The 26,605-nt window shown below is 73.0% G+C and carries 25 protein-coding genes; 17 read left to right on the plus strand and 8 right to left on the minus strand.

The window, feature by feature from the left end:
- The first annotated feature begins 57 nt into the window (after positions 1-57).
- Positions 58-1,308, plus strand: coding sequence for a glycoside hydrolase 5 family protein (locus IG99_RS09215; protein ID WP_037671767.1), 1,251 nt, complete (start codon positions 58-60; stop codon positions 1,306-1,308).
- A 14-nt stretch (positions 1,309-1,322) separates the two neighbouring features.
- Here the strand turns inward: IG99_RS09215 and IG99_RS09220 are convergent, their stop codons facing one another.
- The 5 genes from IG99_RS09220 to IG99_RS09240 all read right to left on the minus strand — a co-directional run bounded on the left by IG99_RS09220 (position 1,323) and on the right by IG99_RS09240 (position 6,414).
- Entirely contained in the window at positions 1,323-2,915 is a 1,593-nt protein-coding gene (locus tag IG99_RS09220; RefSeq protein ID WP_037671769.1) for a glycoside hydrolase family 3 N-terminal domain-containing protein, read from the minus strand.
- A gap of 56 nt (positions 2,916-2,971) precedes the next feature.
- Positions 2,972-3,379, minus strand: coding sequence for a peptide-methionine (R)-S-oxide reductase MsrB (gene msrB, locus IG99_RS09225; RefSeq protein ID WP_037672235.1), 408 nt, complete (start codon positions 3,377-3,379; stop codon positions 2,972-2,974).
- 22 nt (positions 3,380-3,401) lie between these two features.
- Positions 3,402-4,790 carry a UDP-N-acetylmuramate--L-alanine ligase gene (murC, locus tag IG99_RS09230; RefSeq protein WP_037671771.1) on the minus strand — a complete coding sequence of 463 codons (1,389 nt, stop codon included), beginning with the start codon at positions 4,788-4,790 and terminating at the stop codon, positions 3,402-3,404.
- A gap of 155 nt (positions 4,791-4,945) precedes the next feature.
- Positions 4,946-5,401: a hypothetical protein gene (locus IG99_RS09235; protein WP_037671773.1), complete on the minus strand. Its 456-nt coding sequence runs from the start codon at positions 5,399-5,401 to the stop codon at positions 4,946-4,948.
- A 104-nt stretch (positions 5,402-5,505) separates the two neighbouring features.
- A complete protein-coding gene (locus IG99_RS09240; protein ID WP_037671774.1) occupies positions 5,506-6,414 on the minus strand; it encodes a pyrimidine reductase family protein in 909 nt (302 codons plus the stop codon).
- Between the two features lie 36 nt (positions 6,415-6,450).
- Here IG99_RS09240 and zapE point away from each other — a divergent pair, with 36 nt between their 5' ends.
- The 10 genes from zapE to IG99_RS09290 all read left to right on the plus strand — a co-directional run bounded on the left by zapE (position 6,451) and on the right by IG99_RS09290 (position 16,439).
- The gene (zapE, locus tag IG99_RS09245) at positions 6,451-7,572 is read left to right on the plus strand and encodes a cell division protein ZapE (RefSeq protein ID WP_037671775.1); all 1,122 of its coding nucleotides are present in this window, start codon (positions 6,451-6,453) and stop codon (positions 7,570-7,572) included.
- A 209-nt stretch (positions 7,573-7,781) separates the two neighbouring features.
- A complete protein-coding gene (locus IG99_RS09250) occupies positions 7,782-8,183 on the plus strand; it encodes a hypothetical protein (protein WP_037671776.1) in 402 nt (133 codons plus the stop codon).
- A gap of 79 nt (positions 8,184-8,262) precedes the next feature.
- A complete protein-coding gene (locus tag IG99_RS09255; RefSeq protein ID WP_037671777.1) occupies positions 8,263-8,844 on the plus strand; it encodes a carbonic anhydrase in 582 nt (193 codons plus the stop codon).
- Positions 8,845-8,852: 8 nt separating this feature from the next.
- Positions 8,853-10,343, plus strand: coding sequence for a SulP family inorganic anion transporter (locus tag IG99_RS09260; RefSeq protein WP_051865064.1), 1,491 nt, complete (start codon positions 8,853-8,855; stop codon positions 10,341-10,343).
- A gap of 112 nt (positions 10,344-10,455) precedes the next feature.
- Positions 10,456-11,337, plus strand: coding sequence for a slipin family protein (locus IG99_RS09265; protein ID WP_037671778.1), 882 nt, complete (start codon positions 10,456-10,458; stop codon positions 11,335-11,337).
- An 89-nt stretch (positions 11,338-11,426) separates the two neighbouring features.
- Complete coding sequence (locus IG99_RS09270) at positions 11,427-12,815, plus strand: alkaline phosphatase PhoX (RefSeq protein ID WP_037671781.1); 1,389 nt, start codon at positions 11,427-11,429, stop codon at positions 12,813-12,815.
- Between the two features lie 30 nt (positions 12,816-12,845).
- The gene (locus IG99_RS09275; protein WP_037671782.1) at positions 12,846-13,715 is read left to right on the plus strand and encodes a PPK2 family polyphosphate kinase; all 870 of its coding nucleotides are present in this window, start codon (positions 12,846-12,848) and stop codon (positions 13,713-13,715) included.
- A gap of 17 nt (positions 13,716-13,732) precedes the next feature.
- Positions 13,733-15,253: an FAD-dependent oxidoreductase gene (locus IG99_RS09280; protein WP_037671783.1), complete on the plus strand. Its 1,521-nt coding sequence runs from the start codon at positions 13,733-13,735 to the stop codon at positions 15,251-15,253.
- Positions 15,254-15,359: 106 nt separating this feature from the next.
- On the plus strand, positions 15,360-16,232 hold the full coding sequence (locus tag IG99_RS09285; RefSeq protein WP_037671785.1) for a polysaccharide deacetylase family protein: 873 nt from the start codon (positions 15,360-15,362) through the stop codon (positions 16,230-16,232).
- 18 nt (positions 16,233-16,250) lie between these two features.
- The gene (locus IG99_RS09290; RefSeq protein WP_037671787.1) at positions 16,251-16,439 is read left to right on the plus strand and encodes a hypothetical protein; all 189 of its coding nucleotides are present in this window, start codon (positions 16,251-16,253) and stop codon (positions 16,437-16,439) included.
- On the opposite strand, the gene IG99_RS09295 is transcribed toward IG99_RS09290, so the two are convergent.
- Positions 16,431-17,102, minus strand: coding sequence for a hypothetical protein (locus IG99_RS09295; RefSeq protein WP_037671790.1), 672 nt, complete (start codon positions 17,100-17,102; stop codon positions 16,431-16,433). The genes IG99_RS09290 and IG99_RS09295 overlap by 9 nt on opposite strands.
- Before the next feature lie 70 nt (positions 17,103-17,172).
- A complete protein-coding gene (locus IG99_RS09300) occupies positions 17,173-18,048 on the minus strand; it encodes an ABC transporter ATP-binding protein (RefSeq protein WP_037671792.1) in 876 nt (291 codons plus the stop codon).
- On the opposite strand from IG99_RS09300, the gene IG99_RS09305 reads away from it, so the two are divergent.
- A complete protein-coding gene (locus tag IG99_RS09305) occupies positions 18,043-18,783 on the plus strand; it encodes a peptidyl-tRNA hydrolase (RefSeq protein ID WP_051865067.1) in 741 nt (246 codons plus the stop codon). The genes IG99_RS09300 and IG99_RS09305 overlap by 6 nt on opposite strands.
- Before the next feature lie 57 nt (positions 18,784-18,840).
- Here IG99_RS09305 and IG99_RS09310 read toward each other — a convergent pair whose 3' ends face one another.
- Positions 18,841-19,803 carry a YihY/virulence factor BrkB family protein gene (locus IG99_RS09310; protein WP_037671794.1) on the minus strand — a complete coding sequence of 321 codons (963 nt, stop codon included), beginning with the start codon at positions 19,801-19,803 and terminating at the stop codon, positions 18,841-18,843.
- A gap of 289 nt (positions 19,804-20,092) precedes the next feature.
- On the opposite strand from IG99_RS09310, the gene IG99_RS09315 reads away from it, so the two are divergent.
- The 5 genes from IG99_RS09315 (at position 20,093) to IG99_RS09335 (ending at position 26,556) form a co-directional block, all read left to right on the plus strand.
- Positions 20,093-20,887: an SAM-dependent methyltransferase gene (locus IG99_RS09315; protein ID WP_037671797.1), complete on the plus strand. Its 795-nt coding sequence runs from the start codon at positions 20,093-20,095 to the stop codon at positions 20,885-20,887.
- A gap of 170 nt (positions 20,888-21,057) precedes the next feature.
- Positions 21,058-22,938 carry an MbnB/TglH/ChrH family RiPP precursor modification enzyme gene (locus tag IG99_RS44090; RefSeq protein ID WP_051865069.1) on the plus strand — a complete coding sequence of 627 codons (1,881 nt, stop codon included), beginning with the start codon at positions 21,058-21,060 and terminating at the stop codon, positions 22,936-22,938.
- A gap of 250 nt (positions 22,939-23,188) precedes the next feature.
- Entirely contained in the window at positions 23,189-23,974 is a 786-nt protein-coding gene (locus IG99_RS09325) for a DUF4142 domain-containing protein (protein WP_037671799.1), read from the plus strand.
- Between the two features lie 98 nt (positions 23,975-24,072).
- On the plus strand, positions 24,073-24,852 hold the full coding sequence (locus IG99_RS09330; protein WP_037671801.1) for a TIGR04222 domain-containing membrane protein: 780 nt from the start codon (positions 24,073-24,075) through the stop codon (positions 24,850-24,852).
- A 117-nt stretch (positions 24,853-24,969) separates the two neighbouring features.
- The gene (locus IG99_RS09335) at positions 24,970-26,556 is read left to right on the plus strand and encodes an alpha/beta hydrolase (protein WP_037671802.1); all 1,587 of its coding nucleotides are present in this window, start codon (positions 24,970-24,972) and stop codon (positions 26,554-26,556) included.
- The last annotated feature ends 49 nt before the right edge of the window (positions 26,557-26,605 follow it).

The raw sequence follows: 26,605 nt of genomic DNA on the forward strand, positions 1-26,605 counted from the left end.
GGCGCCCATGGTGGTTGATACATTCGGCGGAGACAAGCCTGACCGGAGGAGGACCCCATCGCCGCTCCCCACGCGTCCACCGTGCCCGCACCGCCGCTCCGGTTTGGCGTCAATTACACGCCTCGACGGGGCTGGTTCCACGCCTGGCACGATTTCGATTCGGCACACGCCCGTGAAGATCTGGCGCAGATGGCCGGACTCGGTCTGGACCACGTCCGGGTCTTCCACCTGTGGCCGCTCCTGCAGCCGAACCGTACTCTCGTCCGCGCCACCGCCGTCGACCAGGTCGTACAACTCGTCGACCTGGCCGCCGAGTTCGATCTCGACGTACTCGTGGACGGCGTACAGGGCCATCTGTCGAGCTTCGACTTCTACCCGGAGTGGACCCGCTCCTGGCACCACCGCAACGTGTTCACCGACCCGGACGCGATCGAGGCCCAGGCCACCCTCCTGCGCACGCTGGGCCGCGCCCTCGCCGGCCGTCCGAACGTCCTCGGGCTCCAGCTCGGCAACGAGTTGAACAACCTGGTCGAGCACAACCCCGTCACCACGGACCAGGTCGACCACTACCTCGACACCCTGCTCGCCGCCGCCCGGGACGGCCTGGGCGAGGGCGGCGGCCTGGTCACCCACTCCGCGTACGACGCCGCCTGGTACGGCGACGACCACCCCTTCACCCCCGAGGCGTCCGCCCGCAAGGGCGATCTGACCACCGTCCACCCCTGGGTGTTCTCCGGCGACTGCGCCCGCCGCTACGGCCCGCGCTCCCCGCAGGTGCTGCACCTCGCCGAGTACGGCGTCGAGCTCGCCAACGCCTACGCCACCGCCCCGGGCCGCCCCGTCTGGGTCCAGGAGACCGGCGCGCCCGAACCGCACATCCCCGCGGCCGACGCCCCGGAGTTCGCCCGGGCGACCCTGCGCAACGCGGCCGGCTGCGCGGACGTGTGGGGCGTGACCTGGTGGTGCTCCCACGACGTGGACCGCGCCCTGGCCGACTACCCCGAGCTCGAGTACACCCTCGGCCTCTTCGACTCCGCGGGCCGCCCCAAGCCGATCGCCGAGGCCCTCGCCGGCACGGTCGCCGACCTCCGCGCCGACCCCCGCCCGGCCCCCGCACGCGAGACGGCCCTGGTCCTGGACTGCACCCCGTCCACCCGCTCCGTCTCCGGCCCGGGCGGCAGCTTCTTCGAGACCTGGATGCGCCTGCGCACGGAGGGAGCCCGTCCGGCCGTCGTCCTGGCCCGACACGCGGAGGACGAGGACCACCTCACGGCCCGCGGAATCAAGGAGGTACTACGGCCGGAGTGAGCGCCGGGGGCGGTTCACGCCCCCGCCAGCACCTCCGCCACCGCCCGCAGGTTGACCCGCCCGCGGCCGTACGAGCAGAGGACCTCAGCGCCCTCCGACGCCTCCGGCAGGCCTGTCGAGACCCGCACCGCGTCCGGCCGCGCGGCCATCAGGGTGTCGCTGAGGCGCCGCTGCCAGGAATACAGCCCGGCGTCGCACACCGCGACCACCAGCGGGCGCCCCTGGGCGAGACGCAGCACCTCCTCCGCCACACCGGCCGGATCGGCGGGCTCTCCGGGGACGGCCGCCCCCGTGGCCGTCGGATCGAGGGCGCGCAGCTCGCTCAGCAGGTCCTCGCCGCCCCAGTTGAGGGCGGGGTGCGGCGGCGGAAAGAGGTCGACCACGTGCGCACCGGGTACGGGCGCAGGGAGCGGCCCGCGACCGCGGACGGCCCGCCGCGCCGCGGTCAGCCCGGCGTCCACGTCCCAGGACACCGCGGCACCCGGCCCGCCGCCCACCGCCCCCACGCCCAGCACCCCGGCACCGACCGACCCGACGCCCGCCCCGCCCACGCCCGCCGGCCCAGCCGCCACGACACCCACGCCCGCCCGGACCGCGTACCGCTCCGCCAGCCGCCGTACCCGCCCCGCGGCCTCCTCCACCCGCTCCGCCGCCAGCTCCCCGGCGCTGAGCGCGTCGAGGACCGCGTCCCGGCAGGCGAGGGTGGTCGACAGGTCCGGTACGGCGACGATGACCTGGTCCGCTCCGGCACCGAGGGCGAGCCGGGCGCCCGCCGCCTCGCCGTACCGGTCGGCGATGGCCCGCATCTCCAGCGCGTCGCTGACCAGGACCCCGTCGAAGCCGAGTTCGTCGCGCAGCAGGCCGCCGAGGATGCCGGGACTGAGCGTGGCGGGCCGGTCGGGGTCGAGCGCGGGGAAGACGACGTGCGCGCTCATCAGCATCGGCACGCCCGCGTCGACGGCGGCCCGGAAGGGCGCGAGGTCGAGCGCGTCGTACGGCCGCGGGTCGACCGCGATCTCGTGGTGGCTGTCGGTGACCGTACCGCCGTGGCCGGGGAAGTGCTTGGCGCAGGAGGCGACCCCGCGAGCCTCGGTCGCGGCGATCCAGGCACACAGGTGCCGGGAGACCAGCTCAGGGTCGGCGCCGAAGGACCGGGTCCGCACGATCGGGTTCTCCGGCCGCCGCTGGACGTCGGCGACGGGCGCGTACGAGGCGGTGATGCCGAGCGAGAGGAGATGCCCGGCGAGGGCGTCGGCGCAGCGGGCGGTGAGGGCCGGGTCGTCGACGACACCGAGCGCCCAGGAACCGGGCACGTCGGGCGCGCCCGCCCCGACCAGGTGCCCGATGCCGCCGCCCTCGTTGTCGATGGCGACGAGCAGGTCCGGGCGGATCGCCCGGAGCGTGTCGGTGAGCTCGCGGACCTGCCGCGCGTCCCGCACGTTCCGGGTGAACAGGATGACGCCGCCCAGTCCGCGGTCGATGAGCCGCTTCAGGGTGTCGGGGACGGTCGTGGTGCCGTCGAAGCCCGCGACGAGGCAGCGGTGGGCCGCCTCGTCGAGAGCGGAGGGAAGGAAGGGACCGACGGACTCGTGCGCGGTGTGGGTCACCCCCGGAATACTCTGGTTGATCGAGCCGAAAGTCAACAAGCCCCCGGCTTGCCGATTCACCCCTCCCGCGGTGTCAGCCTGAGCGAGATGCTGTTGATGCAGTACCGCTGGTCCGTCGGCGTCGGATACCCCTCACCCTCGAACACGTGCCCGAGGTGCGAGCCGCACCGGGCGCACCGCACCTCCGTACGGACCATGCCGTAGGACCGGTCCTGGAGGAGTTCCACCGCGTCGCTGTCCTTCGGGTCGAAGAACGACGGCCAGCCGCAGTGGGACTCGAACTTGGTGTCCGAGGTGAACAGCTCGGCGCCGCAGGCGCGGCAGGAGTAGACGCCCGTGGTCTTGGTGTCGGTGTACTCACCGGTGAAGGCGGGTTCCGTGCCGGCCTGCCGCAGCACCTGGTACTCGGCCGGGGTCAGCTCCGCCCGCCACTGCTCGTCGGGCTTTTCGACGTCGTACGACATGAAGGCCAACCCCTTACTGCTGTTACTTCGCGAGACGGTCCAGGATCCGCGGGCCGAGGTCGGTGACATCGCCCGCGCCCATGGTGAGAACGAGATCACCGGGCCGTGCCATTCCCGCGATCAGCGACGGCACCTCGTCCTTGTCGTGCACGGCCGTCACCTCGGCGCCCGCCGCGCGCGCCGCCTCGATGATCAGCTCGCTGGTCACCCCGGGGATCGGGTCCTCGCGGGCCGGGTAGATGTCCAGGACCACCGATGCGTCCGCCAGGGCCAGGGACTGGCCCATCTCCTTGCCGAGTTCCTGGGTGCGCGAGAAGAGGTGCGGCTGGAAGACGACCAGGATGCGCGCCTCACCGGCCGCCGCCCGCATCGCCTCCAGGTCGGCCGTCATCTCGGTCGGGTGGTGCGCGTAGGAGTCGATGACCTGGACGCCGGCGGCCTCGCCCTTGAGCTGGAGGCGCCGCTTGACGCCCGTGTACGCGGCCAGCGCGGGCGCCAGCTCGTCCGCCGGGACGCCGAGCGCCGCACCGGCGGCCAGCGCGGCCACCGCGTTGAGCGCGTAGTGGCGGCCGGGCACGGAGACCCCGAAGGTGAGCTCCCGCCCGTCCATGACCACGGTGACCTGGCTCTTGAGGCCCTGTGCCAGCACCGACGGCACCCGTACGTCGGCGTCCTCCGCCTCGCCGTACGTCACCGTCCGCACCGTGCCGGCCAGCCGCCGCGTCAGTTCCCGCGCGCCCTCGTGGTCCGCCGAGACCACCAGGGTGCCGCCGGGCACGATCCGGCCCGCGAAGGTCTCGAAGGACTCGTAGATCTCGTCCATCGAGGCGTAGTTGGCGTGGTGGTCCAGCTCCACGTTGAGGACGATGGCGACCTCGGGGGCGTACTTGTGGAAGCTGCGGTCCGACTCGTCCGCCTCGGCGACGAAGATCTCCCCCTCGCCGTGCAACGCGTTGGAGCCGGGCGCGTCCAGGTCGCCGCCGATGGCGTACGAGGGCTTCAGCCCCAGCTCGCTGAGCGAGACCGCCAGCATCGACGTCGTCGTGGTCTTGCCGTGCGTACCCGCGACCGCGATCGGCCGCAGCCCGTCCATCAGCCGGGCCAGGGCGTCCGACCGGTGCACCACCGGGATGCCCAGCTCGGCCGCGCGGGCCAGCTCCGGGTTGTCCTGCCGGATCGCGGACGACACGACGACACAGCTCGCGTCGTCGGCGAGGTGCGCGGCGGCATGCCCGATGTGCACGGTCGCACCCAGCGCCCGCAGCGCCGCGACCGTCTCCGACTCCTTGGCGTCACTGCCGGCCACCTTGGCCCCACGCTGAGCCAGGATCTTCGCGATCCCGGACATTCCGGCCCCACCGATCCCGATGAAGTGCGGTCGTTCCATGGCGGTAGGAAGGCCGGGTGCCATGTGTGTGTCTCCCAGGGTGCTTACGACGATGAAAGGCCCACTTTATTGCGCGGGGCAGGGGGCCGACCCAAGGGGCGCGGGGCTGGGTCGATCCGCGGCTCCGCCGCGGGGCGCGGGCAACCCCCACGAACCCGCACCCGCCGACCGGCGGAGCCCTACGCCTTGCTGTGCGAGAACAGCTTCAGCACCGGCACCCCCACCTTGTGCCGAGCCCGGGAAGCCCAGTCCCGATGGAAGAACTCCTCCACGTAATGGGGATCGGTCAGGACGATCACCTCGTCCGCCGAGACCTCCCCCACCAGGGACTTCAGCGCATCCAGCGGATGGTCCTCGACCAGCCGCCCCTCCGCCTCGCTCCCCGACGCGTGCAGCGCCTGGAGGGACACATCGAGGGCTCTCTCTCCGAACCCCTTGGCCTCCTCCCCCTCCGGCGTCTCCCGCTCCCGCGCCGCCTCGTCGAGCTCGCCGAGCGCGACGTCGTCGATGGCCCGCAGCAGCCGGTCCGCCTGGTCGCCGCGCGGCTGGAGCAGCACGTGGAAGTAGACCTGCTCCTCCCCGTGCAAGGTGGTGACGAACTCCACGTCGGCGGACGTCAGGGCCTTCTCGATCATCAAAACGCTTCTGAACACCAGCGCCCCTTCTCCTCCGAGGATCCCGTGGGGGACCCTCTTCCCTCCGTGAGCCGTAGCAGGCCTCCAACTCGAGCCCGTCGTTTTCAGGACCGACGGTAGCGGCTGAACAGGAACCCGGCCTCTTCCAGCAGCGACACCAGCTCGAAGTGTCGCGGCACCCCCACCGACGGCCCGCCCGCGATGCGCTGCGCGTCACCGGCGGTGAGCAGGGGGGCGACGGTCAGGCAGAGTTCGTCGAGCACCCCGGCCGCCACGAGCTGTCCGAGCAGCCGCGGACCGCCCTCCGTGAGCAGCCGGGTGTGGCCGAGGTCGGCGAGGGCCCGCACGGCGCGGGCCGGGTCGACGCCGACGCCGTCACCGGCGATCACCACGCGCGCGCCGGCCTTCTCCGCGGTCGCGATCCGGTCGGGGGCGGCGGCCGCGCCGGTCAGGACGAGGGTGGGGGTCACGGGTGAGGTGAACAGGGGGAGGGTGAAGTCCAGCTCCAGGCTCGCGCTGACCACGGCGATCGCCGGGGCCGGGGTCTGCCCCGCCGCCTCCCGCAGCTCGGCGAACTCCGCACGCACGCGCGCCGGGCGGTAGCCCTCGTGGCGGACGGTTTCCGCGCCGACGACGATCACGTCCGCGAGTCCGCGCAGGGTGCCGAAGACGCGCATGTCGGTCGCGCTGGAGATGGGCTGTGAGCGGCCGTCGTGCTGGGCGGCACCGTCGAGCGTGGACACCATGTTGGCGCGCAGCCACGGCTCACGCCCCGTGGGGCCGGGCTCGGGATAGGCGTACGCGGCGGCGAGCTCGTCGAGACTCCACTCGCGGTCGACGAGGTCACCGGCGGGAAGGCCGCCGTGGCCGAAATCGACCGCCGGGACCGCACGGGAACCCTCGCTGCCGGAGACCCCACCGGGTGCCCCCACCGTCTCTCCCGCACCGCCCCCGCCGCTCTCGCCGGAGGCCCTCGTCGCTGTCTGGTCGGTCACAGGGAACAGGCGTCGCATCCGTGCAGTGTGGCACGGCCTCTAGCATGGGTAAGCGTGTCCTCCTCCACCTCCGCCCCGTCGTCCGGCGGCCTCGGCCCCGCGGCCGACGCGGCCCCCGTGTCCCTGTGCTCCCGTGAGCCGTACGTCCCGGCGGACCGGCTGGTCGCCGAGATGGTGCCGCCCCCGCGGTTCGACTCGGTACGCTTCGGCACGTACATACCGGACCCGAATCAGCCCAGCCAGACCGAGGCCGTGCGGGTCCTGGAGGGCTTCGCGGGCGGGCTCGGCGGGGCGCACGCCACCGGCGCCGGCAAACGCGGACTGTTCGGGTTCGGGTTCGGGAAGGCGAGGGCGCCCAAGGCCCCGGCCGGGCCGCGCGGTGTCTACCTCGACGGCGGGTACGGCGTCGGCAAGACCCACCTGCTGGCCTCGCTGTGGCACGCCACTCCGGCCGAGCCGGCGCTGAAGGCGTTCGGCACGTTCGTCGAGCTCACCAACCTCGTCGGCGCGCTCGGCTTCCAGCAGACGGTGCGCACCCTCTCCGGGCACCGCCTGCTGTGCATCGACGAGTTCGAGCTGGACGACCCCGGGGACACCGTCCTGGTCTCGACCCTGCTGGGCAAGCTGGTGGAGGCGGGCGTCGCGCTCGCCGCCACCTCCAACACGCTGCCGGGCAAGCTCGGCGAGGGCCGGTTCGCGGCTGCCGACTTCCTGCGGGAGATCCAGGGCCTGTCCGCGCACTTCCGGGCGCTGCGCATCGACGGCGAGGACTACCGCCACCGCGGGCTGCCCGAGGCTCCGGCGCCGCACTCCGACGAAGCGGTGACCAAGGCGGCGTACGCCACCGGGGGCGCCTCGCTCGACGACTTCCCGCACCTGCTGGAGCACCTCGCCCGGGTCCACCCCAGCCGGTACGGCGCGCTGACGGACGGACTGAAGGCCGTCTGCCTCACCGACGTGCGGCCGGTGCCCGACCAGTCGACGGCCCTGAGGCTGGTCGTCCTCGCGGACCGGCTCTACGACCGCGAGGTGCCCGTCCTGGCCTCGGGGTTGCCCTTCGACCAGCTGTTCAGCGAGGAGATGCTGAACGGCGGCTACCGCAAGAAGTACTTCCGGGCGATCTCGCGGCTCACCGCGCTGGCCCGGGACGCCAAGCGGCTCGCCGAACCCTCGTAATTCGAACGCACGATCGAGCCAATAACCGAATACGCCACCTCGGGTCAAGGGTAAGATCACGCCAGAAAACCTGTGCTTTTCACGCTCTCTTGAACTCGAAACGTCGTGTTAACCCTGCAAACGGCCTCGCAGGGTTAACGTGTTTCTTGACCAGTCGTTGACCAACCGATGGTCTGGACTAGAGACGTGAAGTTCCGGAAGGGGGGCGCATGTTCCGAGGTACGACAGCCCGGACGCTGGTCCGGATCCTCGCCGCCGTCCTGCTCGCGCTCCCGTTCTTCACTCTGGCACCGTCATTCGCACCCGCGCACTCATCGCGTCACGTCGAGGCCACCGCCGAGCCCGGAATCAAACCCAAGGGCAAGACGCTGCGCGACGAACGGGTGACATCCGGCAACTGCGCGCACTCGGGCGGCACCACCAGCCCGGCGCGCACCCGCGACCGTTTCCGCGGCACGGCCGACTCGACGTCCCAGGCGCCCGAGCGCCCCCTGCGGGCGGAGGACCCCGCGCCCGACCGCCGACAAGCGGTGCCCGGCGTCGCGTACCAGGGCGAGTCGAGATCCTCGACCGCCCACACTCCGGCAGCACTCCAGGTCTTCCGCTGCTGAGACAGCAGAGCAGTCCCCCCCCACCCTGTCCTGCACGTCCGACGCGCCCCCACGGCGCGCCAGGAGGAGTCACTACGTCATGCAGCCCCTCATCGACAACGCCCGTACGTTCGGACAGCGCCCTGAGGAGTTCGCCCAGCTCGCCCATGGCCAGTCCCCCCAGGTTCTGTTCATCACCTGTTCCGACTCCCGGGTCGTCCCCGCCCTGATCACGGGCGCCCGTCCCGGAGAGCTCTTCGAACTGCGCACCGCGGGCAACATCGTCCCCCCGTACGGCTCCGACCGCTGCTACGGCGAGGCCGCCACCATCGAGTACGCCGTGGAGGTCCTCGGCGTCCAGGACATCGTCGTCTGCGGTCACTCGCACTGCGGCGCGGTCGGCGCCCTGGTCCGCGGCGACGACCTGGAAGCCGTACCCGCCGTGCGTGACTGGCTCGCGCACGCCGCCGACGAGCCGGGAGAGGTGGACGCGGCCGACCCGGCCGTCGCCGCGGCCGTCCAGAACCACGTGCTCGCCCAGCTGCTGCGCCTGCGTTCCTACCCCTGCGTGGAGAAGCGGCTGGCCAACGACCAGTTGCGGCTGCGCGGCTGGTACTACGAGGTGCACACCGGTGCCGTGCGCGAACACAGCACGGACACCGACGTCTTCGAGGCGCTGTGAGCGCCCCGATGAGCGAGCAGACGATTCAGCAAGCGACCAAGCAGAGCAAGTTCCCCCATCTCAAGCAGGACTTCCTGGCCTCCCTCGTGGTGTTCCTGGTCGCGCTGCCGCTGTGCGTCGGCGTGGCCGTCGCCTCCGGTGTGCCGGCCGAGCTCGGGCTCATCACCGGCATCGTGGGCGGCCTCGTCACGGGACTCATGCGCGGCAGCAGCCTGCAGGTGTCCGGCCCGGCCGCGGGTCTGACCGTGCTGGTCTTCGAAGCGGTGCAGGAGTTCGGGCTGCCCGTCCTCGGAGTCATCGTGCTCCTCTGCGGCGCCCTCCAGATCCTCATGGGCGTCCTGAAGCTGGGGCGCTACTTCCGGGCCATCTCGGTCTCCGTCGTCGAGGGCATGCTGGCCGGAATCGGTCTCGTGCTGATCGCCGGGCAGCTGTACTCGGTGATCGGCGACAAGGCCCCGGAGTCCGGTCTGGCGAAGATCGCCGGCCTGCCCCAGGCGCTGTTCGGCGCCCTCGGCAACACCGAGGCGCTCACCTCGCTGGCGGTCGGCACGGGCACCATAGCCGTGCTGGTGCTGTGGCCGCGCATGCCGAAGCAGCTGCGCACGGTCCCCGGTCCGCTCGCCGCGGTGGGCCTCGCGACGCTGGCCGTGCTGGTGTTCAGCCTGCCGGTGGCCACCGTCGAGGTGAAGGGCCTGCTGAGCTCCATCCAGCCGCCGTCACTGGGCGGGTTCGGTGAGCTCGCGAACGTCGGTCTGATCGGCACCGTCGTCGCGTTCACGCTGATCGCGTCCGCCGAGTCGCTGTTCAGCGCGGCGGCCGTGGACCGGCTGCACGACGGTCCGCGCACCGAGTACGACAAGGAGCTGGTGGCACAGGGCGCGGGCAACGCGGTGTGCGGTGTGCTCGGCGCGCTGCCGATGACCGCGGTGATCGTGCGCAGCTCGGCCAACGTCCGGGCGGGTGCGCGGACCAAGGCGTCCCGTGTGATGCACGGCGTGTGGCTGCTGCTGTTCGCGGCCCTGCTGCCGGACGTGCTGGCGTACATCCCGCTCCCGGCCCTGGCCGGCATCCTGGTGCACGCCGGTGCCAAGCTCATCCCCGTCGGGCAGATCGTCACGCTGTGGCGCGAGCACCGCGGTGAGGCGCTGATACTCGTCGTCACGGCCGTGGCGATCGTCGCGGTCAGCATGTTCGAGGGTGTGCTCATCGGTCTCGCGCTGGCCGTCGTCAAGACGGCCTGGGAGGCCTCACACATCAGGCTGGAGGTCGTCGACAAGGGCGCGGGCCCCGTCCAGGCGTACCTGTCGGGCAACGCGACCTTCCTGCGGCTGCCGAAGATCCTCGACAGCCTGGAGGCGCTGCCCCAGGACCGGCCGGTGGAGCTGGACCTGTCCGGCCTGCACCACCTGGACCACGCCTGCCGTACGGCGCTGGAGAACTGGGCCGAACGGCACAGCGCGGTCGGTACGGAGCCGGTGAAGGTGACCGAACCGGCCTAGGCACACCCCACACGCCGATGCCCGGCCCGGGACCCTGCGCTCGACCAGGATCTCGGGCTGGGCATATCGTTACAGGAGCAGACATACAGGGCCTCTCGACGAGGGGGTCGTCATGCTCCAGGAGCTGCTGGGAGCGGCCGCGGCGGTCTGCGCCGCGGGCGTTGTCTATATCGGGGCCGCCGCGCGTGTCGTGAAGCAGTACGAGCGCGGGGTGGTCTTCCGGCTGGGACGGGCGCGCGGCGATGTGCGCGCGCCGGGGTTCACCCTCGTCGTCCCCGCCGTGGACCGGCTGCACAAGGTCAACCTGCAGATCGTGACGATGCCCATTCCCGCCCAGGAGGGCATCACCCGCGACAACGTGACCGTGCGGGTCGACGCCGTCGTGTACTTCCGGGTCGTGGACGCGGCCGCCGCGATCATCAACGTCGAGGACTACCGCTTCGCCGTCTCGCAGATGGCGCAGACCTCGCTGCGCTCGATCATCGGCAAGAGCGAGCTGGACGACCTGCTCTCGAACCGGGAGAAGCTCAACGAGGGCCTGGAGCTGATGATCGACAGCCCGGCCGTCGGCTGGGGCGTGCAGATCGACCGGGTCGAGATCAAGGACGTGTCACTGCCGGAATCGATGAAGCGGTCCATGGCCCGGCAGGCCGAGGCCGACCGTGAACGACGGGCCCGGATCATCAACGCCGACGCCGAACTCCAGGCTTCGAAGAAGCTCTCCGAGGCGGCGCAGGCGATGTCGGACCAGCCCGCCGCGCTCCAGCTGCGGCTGCTGCAGACGGTGGTGGCGGTGGCCGCCGAGAAGAACTCGACGCTGGTGCTGCCGTTCCCGGTGGAGCTGCTGCGGTTCCTGGAGCGCGCACCGCAGATCTCGATGCAGGCACCGCAGCAGACGTCGCACGAGGAGGCACAGCGGGCGCCGCAGACACCGCAGCAGCAGCCCCCGCCGGAGCCGCCCCGGCCGCCGAAGCTGAAGGGCCTCGACCCGTGACACGTGCTCCACGCGTGGTTCCGGTGATCGTCGGCCCGTGATACACACAGCGGGGTCACAGTCCTGTCCGCCAGCAGGAAGGTTGCCCCATGTCCACCCTCAGTGGCTCCACACGGCGTCAACTGTTCGCCCGTACCGGGGCGTTGGGCGTTTCGATCGCCTTCGCCGGAAACCTCTCCGACCTCTTCGCGAACACCGCCGCCGCACGGACCCTGGGCCACACGGGTTACGGCCCCCTCGTGCCCGACCCCAAGGGCCTGCTCGATCTGCCGAGAGGATTCCGCTATCGGGTGCTGTCCCGTGAGGGGGACCCACTGCGCTCCGGCGAGGGCCCGGTCCCGTCCAACCACGACGGCATGACCGCGCTGCCCGGCCGCCGCGACGGCGCTCGCGTCGTACATCTGGTCCGCAACCACGAGAACCGGCCGACGGCGAGGATCCCCGTCCCGACCGTCGAGGGCCTCACCTACGACCCGGCCGGCAAGGGCGGCTGTACGGCCCTGACACTGGACACCGACGGCGACGTGCTCTCCGAGCGGGTCGCGATCGCCGGTACGGCCGTCAACTGCGCCGGCGGCCCGAGCCCCTGGGGGACCTGGCTGACCTGTGAGGAGACCGAGGACAAGGCCGGCACCAACGGCTACACCAAGGACCACGGGTTCATCTTCGAGGTCGACCCGGCGCACCCCCGGCGCACCGGTGCCGTACCGCTGACCGCGATGGGCCGCTTCCAGCACGAGGCGATCGCGATCGACCCGCACCGGGGGGTGGTGTACGAGACGGAGGACGCGTTCCTCAAGCCGTTCGGCCTCTTCTACCGCTTCCTGCCGAACAGGCCGCTCGGAGGCGTCGGATCGCTGCGCGCGGGCGGCAGACTCCAGGCGATGCGGGTGCCGGGCGTGCCCGACCTGTCCTCGATCCAGGAGACGGGCGCCACCTTCGACGGCATCGAGTGGGTGGACGTACCGGACCCGCTGGCCGCGCAGACGCCCACCCGCCTCCAGGACTACGGGCCGAAGGGCATCACCCACGCGCAGAAGCTGGAGGGCTGCTACTGGGGTGGCGCCTGCGTGTACTTCGTGTCGTCGTTCGCCATCGCCGCGGACGGTTCGGCCGCCGACCACTTCGGCCAGGTGTGGCGCTACGACCCGGCCCGCCGTCGGCTGACGCTGGTGATCGTCTTCGGCCCGGACACCGACGTGCAGCTCCCCGGCGAGTCCCCGGACAACATCTGCCTGGCACCCGGCGGCGGCCTCATGGTCTGCGAGGACGGCAACGGCGCCCAGCACGTCTTCGGCGTCACCAGGCAGGGCGAGGTCTACGCGATGGCCCGCGGCCGCCAGAACATCGGCACGCCGGAGGAACCGGAGTGGGGCGAGTTCGCGGGCGTCACCTTCTCCCCCGACGGCGGGACGATGTACGTCAACTGCTACACCCCGGGCACGACGTTCGCGGTGAGGGGGCCGTGGCGGGGGTAGCAGCACACCGTGACGACGGGGGGTGCCCCCATGACCGACGAGGACGCGCCGAACGGGACGGCCGGCCTGCGGGAGCTGCTGCGGCTGCCCGCGGGTGAACCGGTCGACCTGTCGGCGTACGACGCCGGGGGCACCCCCGGCGGCCCACCTGACAAGGCGGCCGGACGCGAGGCGACCGCCCGGACGGGCAAGCGCCTGGCCGAACTGCAGGAACGGCTGTGGGCGGCGGGCTCGGCCGGTGACCGCCGCCGGGTCCTCCTGGTGCTCCAGGGCATGGACACCAGCGGCAAGGGCGGCACGGTCAAGCACGTCATCGGCCGGCTCAACCCGGCCGGCTGTCGCATCAAGGCGTTCAAGGCGCCCACGCCGGAGGAGCGGGAGCACCCGTTCCTGTGGCGCATCCGCAAGGAACTCCCCCAGCCGGGCGAGCTCGGCATCTTCGACCGCTCGCACTATGAAGACGTCCTCATCGCCCGTGTCCACGGCCTCGCCCCGCCCGGGGAGGTCGGCCACCGCTACGGCGAGATCGACCACTTCGAACGGTCCCTCGCCGACGAGGGGATCACGCTGCTCAAGTGCTTCCTGCACATCTCCTACGACGAGCAGCGGCGCCGCCTGCTCAAGCGTCTCGACAACCCCCGCAAGCACTGGAAGTTCGACCCGGGCGACATCGACGAACGCGCCCGCCGGCCCGCGTACCGGGAGGCGTACGAGATCGCCATGGAGCGCTGCTCGACACCGGCCGCCCCCTGGTACCTGATCCCCGCCGACCACAAGTGGTACCGCAACTGGGCGGTCGGCACCCTCCTCCTCGAACACCTGGAGGAACTGGACCCGCGCTACCCGGAGGCCGGCTTCGACGTGGAGGCGTGCCGGGAACGGCTGCTGAAGGGCGGCTGAAGGGGTACTCGCCCGACATGACCGACTACCGGCACGTCAAGGGTTCGTACTGGCTTCAGACGGCTCCCGGGCCGTCGCGTCCCGTGCTGGCGGAGGACCTGAGGGTGGACGTGGCCGTGATCGGCGCCGGGATCGCGGGGCTGAGCACGGCGTGGGAGCTGGCCCGGGCGGGGCGTTCCGTGGCCGTGCTGGAGGCCGGACGGGTGGCCGCCGGGGTCACCGGGCACACCACCGCCAAGCTGACCGCGCTGCACACGCTGATCTACGACCGGCTGCGGCGCACCCGTGGCGCGGAAGGGGCGCGGCTGTACGCCCGCTCGCAGACGGAGGCGGTCGAGCACATCGCGGAGGTCGCGGACGAGCTCGGCGTCGACTGCGAATGGGAGCGCAGGAACGCCTACACCTACGTCCACGACCCGAGCCGGGTCGCGGAGGTACGGGCGGAGGCCGAGGCGGCACGGGAGGCGGGGCTGCCGGCGTCGTTCGTGACGGAGACCGGGCTGCCGTTCCCCGTGGCGGGCGCGGTACGGGTGGCCGGGCAGGCGCAGTTCCACCCGCGCAAGTACCTGCTCGCCCTCGCCGACGATCTGGCCGCGCGGGGTGCGCTGGTGTACGAGGACACCACCGTGGTGGGGCTGGACGAGGGCGAGCCGTGCCGGCTGGCGACGGACAGCGGGGCGACGGTGACCGCCCGGGACGTGGTCGTGGCCACGCACTACCCGATCTTCGACCGGGCCATGCTCTTCACCCGGCTCTCCCCGCGCCGCGAGCTGGTCGTCGCCGGCGCCCTGGACACGGAGTACGACCCGGACGGCATGTACATCACGCCGGAGCAGGGCACCCGCTCGGTACGGACCGCTCCCTACGGCGAGGACGGCCGACGGCTGCTCGTCGTCACCGGGGAGCACTTCACGCCCGGCACCGGCGACACCCCGGCCCGCTTCGAGCGGCTCGCGGACTGGGCCACCGAGCACTTCCCCGGCGTCGGCCTCACCCACGCCTGGGCCACGCAGGACAACGACTCCACCGACACCGTGCCCCTGGTCGGCCCGCTGCACCCCGGCACCCGGCACGCCTACGTCGCGACCGGCTTCGGTGGCTGGGGGATGAGCGGCGGGGTGATGGCGGGCCGCCTGCTCACCGCGCTGATCACGGGCGAGAAGTGCGCGTGGAGCGAGCTGTACGACCCGCGCCGTGTGCTGTCCGCCGTACGGGAGGCGCCGGCGTTCCTCAAGCACCAGGCACAGGTGGCCCGGCACTTCGTCGGCGACCGACTGCGTACGACTCCGGAGGTGGACGCCGTACCACCCGGCGAGGGCGCCGTCGTCCGCGTCCGCGGCAAGCACGCGGCCGTCTACCGCGACGAGGAGGGCGAGGTGCACGCCCTGTCCGCCCGCTGTACGCACATGGGCTGTCTGGTCGCCTTCAACGCCGCCGAGCGCGCCTGGGAGTGCCCGTGCCACGGCTCCCGCTTCGACACGGACGGCAAGGTGGTGCAGGGCCCGGCGACGAGCCCGCTGGAGCGGCGGGAGCCGTGAGCGCGGGGCTACCCGCGGTTCGCCGGTCCGGCCCGGTGACTCCGAGCGGGTGACCTGGCGGCGCCGAATGCCGGACGGATAAGACGGATAGCCATACTTTCGTACGGTGATCCCACTCGTACGACGCCTCATCGCCGTCTGCGCCCTCGGCGGCGCCGCGCTCACCGCCTGCGGCTCGGACATCGCCGCGGAGGCACCGCGCGCCCCGCGCACGGCCGCCCCCTCCCCCTCCCCCTCTCCGTCCCCCTCCGTCACCGTCCCCCGGCCTCCCACCCTGGCGCCGGGGCCCGCCGGCCTGATCCCCGTCTTCAAGAACGGGCCGCGGACACCGGACAAGGCCGTCGCCCTGACCTTCGACGCCGACATGACCGCGGCGCAGGGGCCCCGGGCGGCGGCGGGCGAGCACTTCGACAACCCGGAGTTGATCGCGGCGCTGCGGGAACTCCAGGTGCCGGCCACCGTGTTCATGACGGGACGCTGGGCCGAGCAGTACCCCGTCCAGGCCCGCTCCATCGGCCGGGACCCGCTCTTCGAGGTCGCCAACCACTCCTACAGCCATTACGCCTTCACGGGTGACTGCTACGGCCTGCCCACCGTCTCCGAGGACCGGATGCGGTCGGACGTGGAGCGGGCGTACACCGCCTTCCGCGCGGCCGGGGTGCCGGACGCGATGCCGTACTTCCGCTTTCCCGGCGGCTGTTACGACCAACGGGCGCTGCGTGCGCTGACCGGTACCGGGGTGACCGCGGTGCAGTGGGACGTGGTCGGCGGCGACGCCTTCGCCACCGACCCGGACGCGGTGGCACAGCAGGTGCTGGACGGGGTGCGGCCGGGGTCCGTGGTGGTCCTGCACTGCACCCGCAGCGCCGCCCCGGCGACCGAGCGGGCCGTGCGCACGATCGTGCCCGAGCTGCGGGCGCGGGGGTTCCGGTTCGTCAAGGTGTCCGAACTGATCGGGGCCTCGGGCGGGCGGCGCTGAGGCTCGTACGCTGGAGGTATGAGCGACGACAGCGACACCTCCTACTGCCTGATCGACGCGACGAGGCCCCCGAAGGCCGACGGGCCGCCGTACGCCGAGTGCGTGCTGTGCCGGAAGCCGACGGAGTACCCGGAGTCGTACAAGGGGATCACCCTGTGCCCGGTGTGCGAGTGGCAGGAGGCCCAGCGCACGGCCTGCTCAGGCTGATCTGCGGGAGCTGAGCGCGCACGCCGCGGCGCAGGCCGCCGTCCCGAGCAGGGCGGCCGCAACCGTGGGCAGCAGGGGCAGCGGGACCGTGCCCGAGCGCGAGCCGGTGACCAGGCCACTGACCGCCGCCTGCGCGGGGGAGCCCGACACCACCAGCGTCAGCAGGGCCGCGAGCAGCAGCGCAGGGACCGCCCGGCCGGGCGAGCGCAGCACCGGCCAGGCGGTCAGCGCGCCGACCGCTGTGCCGAGCAGCGCGCAGGTCAGGGCGGCGAGCAGACCGGCGCCGCCGGCTTCGAGGGGCGGGACGCGCCGCTGGTGGTCGGCGCTGACCCAGTCGCTGATCGATGTCACCACGACCGTCGCGACCGCGCCGAGCAGCGCCGCCGCGCCCGCCGCCACCAGCAGGGCGGCCAGGTGCGCCCGCGCGGGCCCCGCCGCCGCGGCGACCACGGCCCGGGCGGCGGGCGGCTCGCCCGTGACACAGATCCGCACCAGCCAGGCCGCTACGGGCAGCACGGCGGCGGCCGAGTAGCCCAGCGAGTCGAGCACCGGCTGCCCGCCCTGCACCCCCACGGCCAGGAATGCCGCGTACAGGATGACGGGCGGCAACCACCGCTGCGAACGCACGAGCAGGGCGGCCTGGTAACGGAGGAGTGCGGTCATCTGCGGCTCTCGTCGGAGGTGGGGGCGGAGGGGGCGGACGTGGGTGCGGGGCGGGACGGGTCGGGGGTGGTCATCCGGCCTCCCCGTCGTCGGCGGCGGCGGCCGGGCCGACGCCGATCACGTGCCACGGGGGGTGGGCGGTGAGAAGGGTGCGCAGAACGATGTCCGAGTGGGAGGCGGGGACGGTGAGACGGTGCGTACCCGGTGTCGGCTCCTCGGCGGCGCTGATCCACCGGGCCGCCTCGGCGGGCGGCGGGCCGGCGACCGGCGCCCGCGCCTCGACCAGCACCTGGGGGCCGGCCGGCGCGGTCCGCGGTCCCTCCTCCGCGCGGCGCACGACGGTGCCCTCGCGCACGGCGTATGTCGCGTCCGCGGCGCCTGCCAGGCGACGCGGGTCGTGGTCGACGAAGACGACGGCGCCGCCGGCCGCGGTGCGTTCGGCGACCGCACGTTCCAGCTCGGCCCGCGCATCCTCGTCCAGGCCGGTCCAGGCCTCGTCGAGGACCAGCAACTCCGAGTCGGCCAGGAGGGCTTGGGCGACCGCGACCTTCTGGCTGCTGCCCTTCGAGAGCTGGGCCATGGGGGTGCGGGCGTACGCCGCGGCCCCGAAGCGCTCCAGCCAGTCGCCCGCGGCGCGCTCGGCGGTCGGGCGGGCCAGACCGTGGACCGTGCCGAGGTGGGTGAGGTAGCCGAGGGGGGTGAAGGGCAGGGCGGAGGGGAAGCGCTCGGGGACGTACGCGGTTCGGGGGCGGCCGGTGATGCGGCCCTCCGTGGGGGCGTCGATGCCGGCGAGCAGGCGGAGAAGGGTGGACTTGCCGGTGCCGTTCGTGCCTTCCACGCGGATGAGGGTGCCCGGGGCGACGGTCAGGTCGACGCCGCGTAACACCCAGGGGCCGCGGAGGGCATATCGCCGGCCCACGTTGTCCAGCCGAAGATCGCGATGCATGGAGTCATCATCTCCCGGTGGGTCAAGTACTCTGCGCCCGTGAGTGAGAGTCCCTTCCAGTCCGAAGTCAGTGTCCGTGACGAGGCACCGCAGTTCGTCCTGCCCCTGGTGGTCCGGATCGAGCGGGGTGCCCCTCCGGCCCGCACCGACGCCCTGGAGACCGCCGCCCGTGCCGTGCTGGTGATGCTGAGCGACGAGCGGTCGATCGGCGACGGCGAGTGGGCGCAGGCCGTGCGGGACTGGCAGGACGCGCGGATCAGGAAGGTCGTACGGCGGGCCCGGGGCGCCGAGTGGCGGCGGGCCGAGGCGTTGCCCGGGATCACGGTCACGGGGAAGGCGGCCGACGTGCGGGTGTTCCCGCCCGTCCCGTTGGACGGGTGGCCGAAGGACCTGGCGCGGCTCCAGGTGTCCGGGACCGACCTCGACGATCCCGAGCCTCCGGCGGCGGCGGACCCGGGCACACCGGTGCTGTGGATGAGTCCGGACCTCGACATGTCGGCCGGTAAGGCGATGGCGCAGGCCGGGCACGGTGCCCAACTCGCGTGGTGGGAGCTGTCGGAGACGGAGCGGACGGCCTGGCGGGACGCGGGGTTCCCGCTCGCGGTGCTCACCGCCGCCCCGGACCGGTGGGCCGGACTCACCGGCAGCGGGCTGCCGGTGGTGCGGGACGCGGGCTTCACCGAGATCGCGCCGGGCAGTTGCACGGTGGTCGCGGACCATCCGGCGCTGCGGTAGGGCGGTCGTACGGCGGTGACGTCGTCCGGCGCCGCGGCAGCGCGCCGTGGACCGGCATCAGGGGCCGGGTCCGGGGTCCGGTTCGACGGCGGAGGACAGGCCGGCCCGGGCGGCCTCCAGCTGCGCGGCGAAGGCGATGCCGAGGAAGAGCGCCACGCCCGTGAGGTTGGCCCACAGCAGCAGCGCGACGAACGCGGTGAGGGGCCCGTACACGGCTCCGAAGGAACCGCTTTTGGCGACGTACAGCGTCAGCAGCCAGGTGGCGCCGACCCACAGCACCAGGTGGACGGCGGAGCCGAACGCGAGCCAGGTGTAACCGGGTTGGTCCCGGCGCGGTGACCAGCGGAAGACGACGGCGGAGGCGACCCAGGCGAGGGCCGTGCCCAGCGGGATCCGCAGGGCGCCCCACCACGCCGGCACGTCGGCCCAGCCGAAGGCCTCGGCCGTCGAGCGGCCGACGGCCTCACCCGCCACGAGGACGAGGAAACCCAGCACCATGGGAAGACCCGCGGCGAAGGCGAGCACCAGGGCGCGGCCGTACTTGCGAGGGAAGGGCCGGTCGCGTTCGATGCCGTAGATCCGGTTGGCGCCTCGTTCCACCTGGCCCATGGCCGAGGCCAGGTTGAGGACCGAGAAGGCGAGGCCGAGCCAGAGCGCGACGGTGCTCCAGACGTCGGAGTGGGCGGTGCGACGCGTACCGCGCAGCGCCTCCCCGACCACGTCCGCGCTGGCGCCCGGCACGATCCTGCCCAGGGTCAGCTCGATGATCCGTCCGACGCTCTCGGTGTGCGCGGCGGTGGCGACGCCGACGAGGGCGATCGTGAACGGCACCATGCCCAGCACGACCTGGAAGCCGAGGGCGCGTGCGTTGGTGAAGCCGTCCGCGTACCGGAACCGCGAGAACGCGTCGACCAGCAGCCGCAGTCCTCCGTAGCGCCGCAGCGCGGTGAGGGCTTCGTCGCCGGAGAGCTCTTCCCCGATCATGTCCCGCGTCTGCGGAACGTGTACGGCCGTCCCCATGGTCTGCGTCCTCCCCCGCGTGTCGGGCCGACGGCGAGCGCACCCACCGAGGCACCCGCCGGTCGCGGGTCCCGGCATACCGTGTCCCCGGCCCCCGGTGATTCAGGCCCCCGGCGCGCCGCCCCACCACAACCCGCCCGGCCCATCCCGCCACCGGCGTGGCGGGGAGCGTCCGGTGTCTGGTGCGTCTCAGCGGTGGGGGTCGCGGGGTGGATCCGGGGATCATGGGGCTACGGTGTGAGCGGCAACGCACTGACCACGCAGGGCCGTTCGCTTCCCGGGAGTCGCCATGTCACTGGACCGTCCGCTGATCAACAGCCATGTGCCGCACTCCGCGCGCATCTGGAACTACTGGCTGGGCGGGAAGGACTGCTACGAGATCGACCGTCAGGTCGGCGACCAGATACGGGAGTTGAACCCGGAGATCGTCGACATCGCGCGCGCCCAGCGGGCGTTCCTGAAGCGTGCGGTGACGCATCTGACGACGGAGGCCGGGATCCGGCAGTTCCTCGACGTCGGCACCGGCCTGCCCACCTTCGACAACACGCACGAGGTCGCCCAGCGCATCGCCCCGGAAGCGCGGATCGTGTACGTGGACCACGACCCGGTGGTGCTCCAGCACGCCCACACCCTGCTCACCAGCACCTCCGAGGGCGCCACCGCCTACATCGACGCCGACCTGCGCCAACCGGAGACCATCCTGAGCGGCGCCGGGAACACGCTGGACTTCGACCGGCCCGTCGCGCTCATGCTGCTCGGCATCGCCGCCCACGTGCCCGACGAGATCGCCTACGCGGCCGTGGAGCGCCTCAAGGACGCGCTGCCCGTGGGGAGTTACCTCGTGTTCTGCGACAGCACCGAGGTGTTCCACCCGGTGGAGATGCGCGCGATGGTCCAACGCTGGAACGAGGCGAGCGACAACCCCCGCGTCAACCGCACCCCCGAGCAACTGACCGGGTTCTTCGAGGGTTTCGAGCTGCTGGAGCCGGGCCTGGTCCCGGTCGCCGAGTGGCGCGCCGACCCGGCCGCCACCGGCGGACGCGGGGACGTGGACAGCTTCGGCGGGGTGGCCCGCAAGGTGTGACCTCCGGACCTGACATATGTGTTCCCTTTGAACACCTGGGGGCTCCCGTACGTATCTGCGGGCAGCTGCTGAAGCCGCCGGCCGAACCTCAAATGTTGCTCTGAAGGTGCCCGGCAGGCGGTTCGGTCCCGGTGGGCGGGGCCATACCCCCGTCACAAAGGGAGGGGACCATGAAGCGACTGGGGACGGGAATCGGCTGGCGGCCGGAGATCGCGGACGCCGTGGAACGGATGCCGGGCATCGACTGGGTCGAGGTCGTCGCGGAGAACGTGTGCCCGGGCCACCTCCCGGACTCGCTGCTCCGGCTGCGCGAGCGCGGGGCCACCGTGGTCCCCCACGGTGTCGCGCTGGGCCTCGGGGGCGCGGAGCGGCCTGACGAGGGGCGGCTGACCGCCCTCGCCGAGCGGGCCGAGGCGCTGGGCGCGCCACTGGTCACGGAGCACATCGCGTTCGTCCGGGCGGGCGGCCCGCTGACCGCCTCCCCGCGCCTGGAGGCCGGCCATCTGCTGCCCGTGCCGCGCACCCGGGACGCCCTAGACGTGCTGTGCGAGAACATCCGGATCGCGCAGGACGCCCTGCCCGTGCCGCTCGCCGTCGAGAACATCGCCGCGCTGATCTCCTGGCCGGGCGAGGAGATGACCGAGGGACAGTTCCTCTACGAGCTGGCCGACCGGACGGGGGTGCGGCTGCTGATCGACGTGGCGAACCTCCACACCAACCACGTCAACCGCGCCGAGGACCCCGCGAAGGCGCTCGCCGAGCTGCCGCTGGAGGCCATCGCCTACGTCCATGTCGCCGGCGGCTTCGAGCGGGACGGTGTCTGGCACGACAGCCACGCCCACCCGGTCCCTCAGCCGGTCCTGGACGTCCTGACCGACCTGGCGTCCCGCGTCTCCCCGCCCGGCGTCCTCCTGGAACGCGACGAGAACTTCCCCGAGCCGCGGGAACTGGAGCAGGAGCTGGACGCCATTCGGGACGCGGTGTCCAGGGGGCGGACGGAAGCGAGGAGGGCGGGAGCGGAGGAGAGGGCGGGGGCCTGGGAGAAGGGGGCAGGCGGGGAGACGGTCGGGACGGAGGTCGCGGAGGCAGCGACCGGGACCACGGGGGCCACCGGGACCGCGGGGACGGCGAGGACGGCGAGGACGGCGGAGACGGCGGGCACCGCGGAGACGGTCGGGACGGAGGTCGCGGAGGCGGCGGCAGCAACCGGGACCACGGGAGCCACCGGGACCACGGGAGCCACCGGGACCGCGGGGACGGCGGGCACCGCAGAGACGGCGGCAACTGCCAGGACCGCGGAAGCCGGTCAGGCGGCGGGAGCCACACAGGCCGCGGAAGCCACGCAGGCCGCGAGAGCCGGGCAGGCCGCCGCAGCCACGCAGACCGAAGCCGGGCAGGCCGCGGAAGCCACGCCAGCCGCCGCAGCCACGCCAGCCGCCGCAGCCACACAGACCGCGGAAACCGGGCAGGCCGCCGCAGCCACGCCAGCCGCCGCAGCCACGCAGACCGCGGAAGCCGGGCAGGCCGCGGGAGTCGCGGAGGTGCAGCGGGGGGCTGTGGCGGGCGGTGTGTCGAGCCGGGAACTCCGGGCGTTCGACGACCGCTCGGCTCCCGGGCACCCGGCGGACGGCACTGATCCCGCGCGCCAGCGGCTCGGTCTCGCGCAGGCCGCGTTGTTGTCCGCGCTGGTCGCCGGGACGCCCGTGCCGGAGGGGTTCGACCGGGCGCGGCTGGCGGTGCAGGCACGGGCGTTGGCGGGGAAGCGGGCGGACGTCGTGGCGAAGGTGGCGCCGGAGCTGCCGGAGATCCTGGGCGACGGATACCGGCCGACTTTCCTCGCGTACGCCCACCGGCACGCGATGACCGGCGGTTACCGGCAGGACGCCCTGGACTTCGCCGAGCGGACGCTGCGTGACGGGCGGCTGCCGGAGGGCAGGGTCCGGCGCGAGCTGTGGGAGTGGTGGACGGAGCGGTCGGGTCCCGCGCCGCACGCGCCGCGACCGGCGGCCCGTCTCGCCCGGGCCACCCGGCGGGTCCTGCTGCGGAGGTGACCGGACTCGGCGACGCGTTCGTCCACCGTCCGGTGTGCTCGGGTTAACACGGCGGCCACCTGCCGGCCGGCCCGCGCCCGGTTCGGCCGCGTTGCCCCCGTTTGCCGCCCGCCCCCACCCCCCTGTTCGCCCCGAATCCCCACATAAACAACGCTTCGCCCCCGTACGGAAGTTGGCGTAAACCCCGCAGTAATATGCCAACGCCGCACCCGAAGCGCACTAGCGTGCGGTGCCGCGAGCAGGAGGCACCATGCGACCCCGACCCCCCGTCCGAGGCCGAGGCATCTTCAGTGGCACCGGACTCATCATCGCCGGCATGGCGGCGACCCTCGCCGCCCTGGCCTTCCCGATCTGGTCGTACGGCGACCGCCCGGGCACGGACGTCGACGTACTGAACGCGCAGACCGTGGCGACGCAGTACGGGCCGATGTCCGCGCTCGACCAGGACTTCATCACCAAGGTGCGGCTGGCCGGGCTCTGGGAGCTGCCCGCCGGCCGGCAGGCGCAGCAGAAGGGCACCACCGAGGCCGTACGCATCGCCGGGCAGCACCTCGTCGAGGGGCACACGTTCCTGGACGAGCGCGTGCGCAACGTCGCCTCACGGCTCGGGCTGACACTGCCCGACGAACCCAACGAGCAGCAGCGGGGCTGGCTGCGGGAGCTCGACGCGGCGCAGGGCGTGGACTACGACCGCGCCTTCGCCAACATCCTGCGGCTGGCCCACGGCCGGGTGTTCTCGGTCGTCGCCCAGGTGCGGGCGAGCACCCAGAACTCGCTGGTGCGCGACCTCGCCGACGACGCCAACACGACCGTGCTGGACCACATCAAGGTCCTGGAGGCCACCGGGTACGTCGACTACGGCGCCCTGGCCCGCGATCTGGCCGCGCCGAGCACGCCGACGGCCGCCGACTCCCCCGCACCGCCCGGCTTCGGGGCGAACCCCGGCGAGATGGTGCCGGTGACGCCGGCCCCGGCGGGGTCCGTGTCACCGACCTACACGCTTCCGCCGGCCGCGTCCGGGCCGCCGCCGAGCTGACCCGCCCCGCGGAACGTCACATCACATACCGGCAACGCTCCGTCCGGATTGTGAACAACGCATGGCGCTCACATGGGTTCTTGACATAGAAACACGGCATGTTCTGGGTCCTTCTCCTGCTGCTTGCCTGGGCCGTCGCGGGCACGGCGTCTACGCGGCTGTGCCTGGCCGCCGTACGCGCGGCGACCGTCGACGAGAGCACGGGCCCGGCCCACGACCTGACGCTGTATGAGGCGGCCTTCCTGTCCGGCGGCCCCGCGCGGGTCGCCGAGCTGACGCTGGTGTCCATGGCGCGGCAGTGCCGGCTGCTGCTCGCCCACACCGGGTGGGCGACCGTCGTGGACCCACGCGGCCAGGACGACATGGAGCGGTCGGTCATCGGGGCCATCGGCCCGGAGGGACAGTCCCGCATCGCGCCGGTGCGGGCCGCCGCGGCCGCCGCCGACGCGGTGCGCGGCCTCGCCGACCGGCTCGTGAGCGCCGGCCTCGCCGTGCCCGACGGGGCGCGTACGACGGTCGGGGCCGGGGTGCGCCAGGTGCGGCTCGCCGCGGTGGTGGTCCTCGCGCTGGGCGCGGCCGCGCTGCTGGCGCCCGTTCCGTCCGACATGCCGCGCGACCTGATCGCCGTCTGGTTCGCACTGCCCCTCGCGCTCACCCTGAGCTGCCTGGCGATCACGCGGGTTGAGGTGCACCCGTACTCGCGCTGGGCCTCCCCCGCCGGACAGCGGCTGCTGGGCGCCCTGTCCCGGCGCACCGAGGGCGCCGGGGACGACCGTGGGTTCCTCACCTCCGTCGCCGTACGGGGTGTCCGCGCGATCGGCGAGCCGAACCTGCGGGCGGCGTTCGCACACCGCGAGTACCCCGAGCCGCGCGACTGACGGACCGCGGGGGGCGCACAGGGGCATTGGCGCCGACACCCGCGGGCGGTGCTTGCCTTCCCCGGCGGGCGAGCCAACCATCCCTTCTGTCGCCGCCGTGCATCGAAGGGATACGCGATGAGAGCTGCCGCCCTCTACTCGGCCGCCGGGTCCTTGCTCCTCACGACCCTCACCACCGCCCCGGCGGGCGGTGCGCCCGGCTCCACCGGCGTTCCCAGCGCGGCGGCCGAGCGGCACGGCACCGCGGTCGCCGCGGCGCGCGCCGAGGAGGAGGGGATCGACTTCGGCACGTGCGCCGAGGAGCCCGAGGCGTCGGACGGCATGCGGTGCGGCACGGTGACCGTCCCGCTCGACTACGCGCGCCCGGACGGCAAGCAGATCAAGCTCACCGTCAGCCGCGTCGAGGCGACCCACGGCGACCCCCACAACAGCAAGCGGCGCGTGCCCAGGCAGGGTGCCCTGGTGTACAACCCGGGCGGGCCGGGCGCCTCGGGGATGCTCTTCCCGCTGGCCGGGCGGCTTCCCCAGTGGAGGCGCGTCGCCGCCGCGTACGACCTGGTCGGCTACGCCCCGCGCGGGGTGGGCCGCTCCGCGCCCCTGTCCTGCCAGGAGCCCCGGCACTTCTTCAAGGGGCCCGCGCAGGCCCCGACGTACCCCTCGGAGCCGTACAAGAGGGAGCGCGTCGCGGAGGCGAAGGCGTACGCACGCGGCTGCGCGGAGCGGGCGGGCGACGCGCTGCGGCACTACACCTCCCTCAACAACGCCCGGGACCTCGATGTGCTGCGCGCCGCGCTCGGTGAGGACCGGCTGACCTTCGTGGGCTCGTCGTACGGCACGTACTTCGGGGCGCTGTACGCGGCGCTGTTCCCCTCCCATGTGCGGCGGATGGTGTTCGACTCGGCGGTGAACCCGGACCCGGCGCGTGTCTGGTACCGCAACAACCTCGACCAGTCGGTCGCGTTCGAGGACCGCTGGGCGGACTTCCGGGAGTGGGTCGCCCGGCACGACGCCGTGTACGGGCTGGGTGACACCCCCGAGGAGGTGCTGCTGAGCTACGAGCGGGCACGGGCGCGGCTCGCTCGGAGGCCGGCGGGCGGGAAGGTCGGGCCCCGACAGCTGCAGGACGCGTTCCTCCAGGCCGGGTACTACGACTTCTACTGGCCGCACCGCGCGCGGGCGCTGTCGGCGTACCTGAAGGGCGATCCGCAGCCGCTGGTCGAGCAGGCGGCGCCGGTCACGGAGGCGGCCGCCGAGGCGGAGAACACGAGGGCGGTCTACACGGCCGTGGAGTGCAATGACGCGCCCTGGCCGACGGACTTCTCCGTGTGGGACCGCGACAACACGCGGCTCGCGCGGGTGGCGCCCTTCGAGACGTGGGACAACGCGTGGACCAATCTGCCGTGTGCGTACTGGCCCGCTCCGCGGCGGGAACCGCTGGACGTGCGGACCGGGCCCGGGGAGGTCCCGGGCACGCTGATCGTGGCGGCGGAGCGGGACGCGGCCACGCCGTACACCGGGGCGCTGGAGTTGCGGCGGCGGCTGTCGGGGGCGGTGCTGGTGACGGAGCGGGACGCCGGTACGCACGGGGTTGTGGGCGGACGCAACGCGTGTGTCAACGGGTATGTGGAGGCGTACCTGTTGGAGGGGCGGCTTCCGGCTCGGCACGCGGCGTGCGCTGCGCGTGCGGAGCCGGATACGTCGTGACGAGGCTGTGGGGAACCGCGGGCCGTGTATGGCTGGTCGCGCAGTTCCC

The organism is Streptomyces griseus subsp. griseus (assembly GCF_000720255.1).
GTDB lineage: Bacteria > Actinomycetota > Actinomycetes > Streptomycetales > Streptomycetaceae > Streptomyces > Streptomyces griseus_I.

What these genes read in the sequence shown, in the direction of transcription:
- IG99_RS09310 (WP_037671794.1), bottom strand. Translation starts at nt 19,803, where the DNA reads ATGGGGACGGCCGTACACGTTCCGCAGACGCGGGACATGATCGGGGAA.
- IG99_RS09330 (WP_037671801.1), top strand. Translation starts at nt 24,073, where the DNA reads ATGTTCTGGGTCCTTCTCCTGCTGCTTGCCTGGGCCGTCGCGGGCACG.
- IG99_RS09325 (WP_037671799.1), top strand. Translation starts at nt 23,189, where the DNA reads ATGCGACCCCGACCCCCCGTCCGAGGCCGAGGCATCTTCAGTGGCACC.
- IG99_RS09295 (WP_037671790.1), bottom strand. Translation starts at nt 17,102, where the DNA reads ATGACCGCACTCCTCCGTTACCAGGCCGCCCTGCTCGTGCGTTCGCAG.
- IG99_RS09280 (WP_037671783.1), top strand. Translation starts at nt 13,733, where the DNA reads ATGACCGACTACCGGCACGTCAAGGGTTCGTACTGGCTTCAGACGGCT.
- IG99_RS09335 (WP_037671802.1), top strand. Translation starts at nt 24,970, where the DNA reads ATGAGAGCTGCCGCCCTCTACTCGGCCGCCGGGTCCTTGCTCCTCACG.
- IG99_RS09290 (WP_037671787.1), top strand. Translation starts at nt 16,251, where the DNA reads ATGAGCGACGACAGCGACACCTCCTACTGCCTGATCGACGCGACGAGG.
- IG99_RS09260 (WP_051865064.1), top strand. Translation starts at nt 8,853, where the DNA reads ATGAGCGAGCAGACGATTCAGCAAGCGACCAAGCAGAGCAAGTTCCCC.
- IG99_RS44090 (WP_051865069.1), top strand. Translation starts at nt 21,058, where the DNA reads ATGAAGCGACTGGGGACGGGAATCGGCTGGCGGCCGGAGATCGCGGAC.
- IG99_RS09300 (WP_037671792.1), bottom strand. Translation starts at nt 18,048, where the DNA reads ATGCATCGCGATCTTCGGCTGGACAACGTGGGCCGGCGATATGCCCTC.
- murC (WP_037671771.1), bottom strand. Translation starts at nt 4,790, where the DNA reads ATGGCACCCGGCCTTCCTACCGCCATGGAACGACCGCACTTCATCGGG.
- IG99_RS09235 (WP_037671773.1), bottom strand. Translation starts at nt 5,401, where the DNA reads ATGATCGAGAAGGCCCTGACGTCCGCCGACGTGGAGTTCGTCACCACC.
- msrB (WP_037672235.1), bottom strand. Translation starts at nt 3,379, where the DNA reads ATGTCGTACGACGTCGAAAAGCCCGACGAGCAGTGGCGGGCGGAGCTG.
- IG99_RS09255 (WP_037671777.1), top strand. Translation starts at nt 8,263, where the DNA reads ATGCAGCCCCTCATCGACAACGCCCGTACGTTCGGACAGCGCCCTGAG.
- IG99_RS09305 (WP_051865067.1), top strand. Translation starts at nt 18,043, where the DNA reads ATGCATGGAGTCATCATCTCCCGGTGGGTCAAGTACTCTGCGCCCGTG.
- IG99_RS09315 (WP_037671797.1), top strand. Translation starts at nt 20,093, where the DNA reads ATGTCACTGGACCGTCCGCTGATCAACAGCCATGTGCCGCACTCCGCG.
- IG99_RS09275 (WP_037671782.1), top strand. Translation starts at nt 12,846, where the DNA reads ATGACCGACGAGGACGCGCCGAACGGGACGGCCGGCCTGCGGGAGCTG.
- IG99_RS09265 (WP_037671778.1), top strand. Translation starts at nt 10,456, where the DNA reads ATGCTCCAGGAGCTGCTGGGAGCGGCCGCGGCGGTCTGCGCCGCGGGC.
- IG99_RS09270 (WP_037671781.1), top strand. Translation starts at nt 11,427, where the DNA reads ATGTCCACCCTCAGTGGCTCCACACGGCGTCAACTGTTCGCCCGTACC.
- IG99_RS09250 (WP_037671776.1), top strand. Translation starts at nt 7,782, where the DNA reads ATGTTCCGAGGTACGACAGCCCGGACGCTGGTCCGGATCCTCGCCGCC.
- IG99_RS09240 (WP_037671774.1), bottom strand. Translation starts at nt 6,414, where the DNA reads ATGCGACGCCTGTTCCCTGTGACCGACCAGACAGCGACGAGGGCCTCC.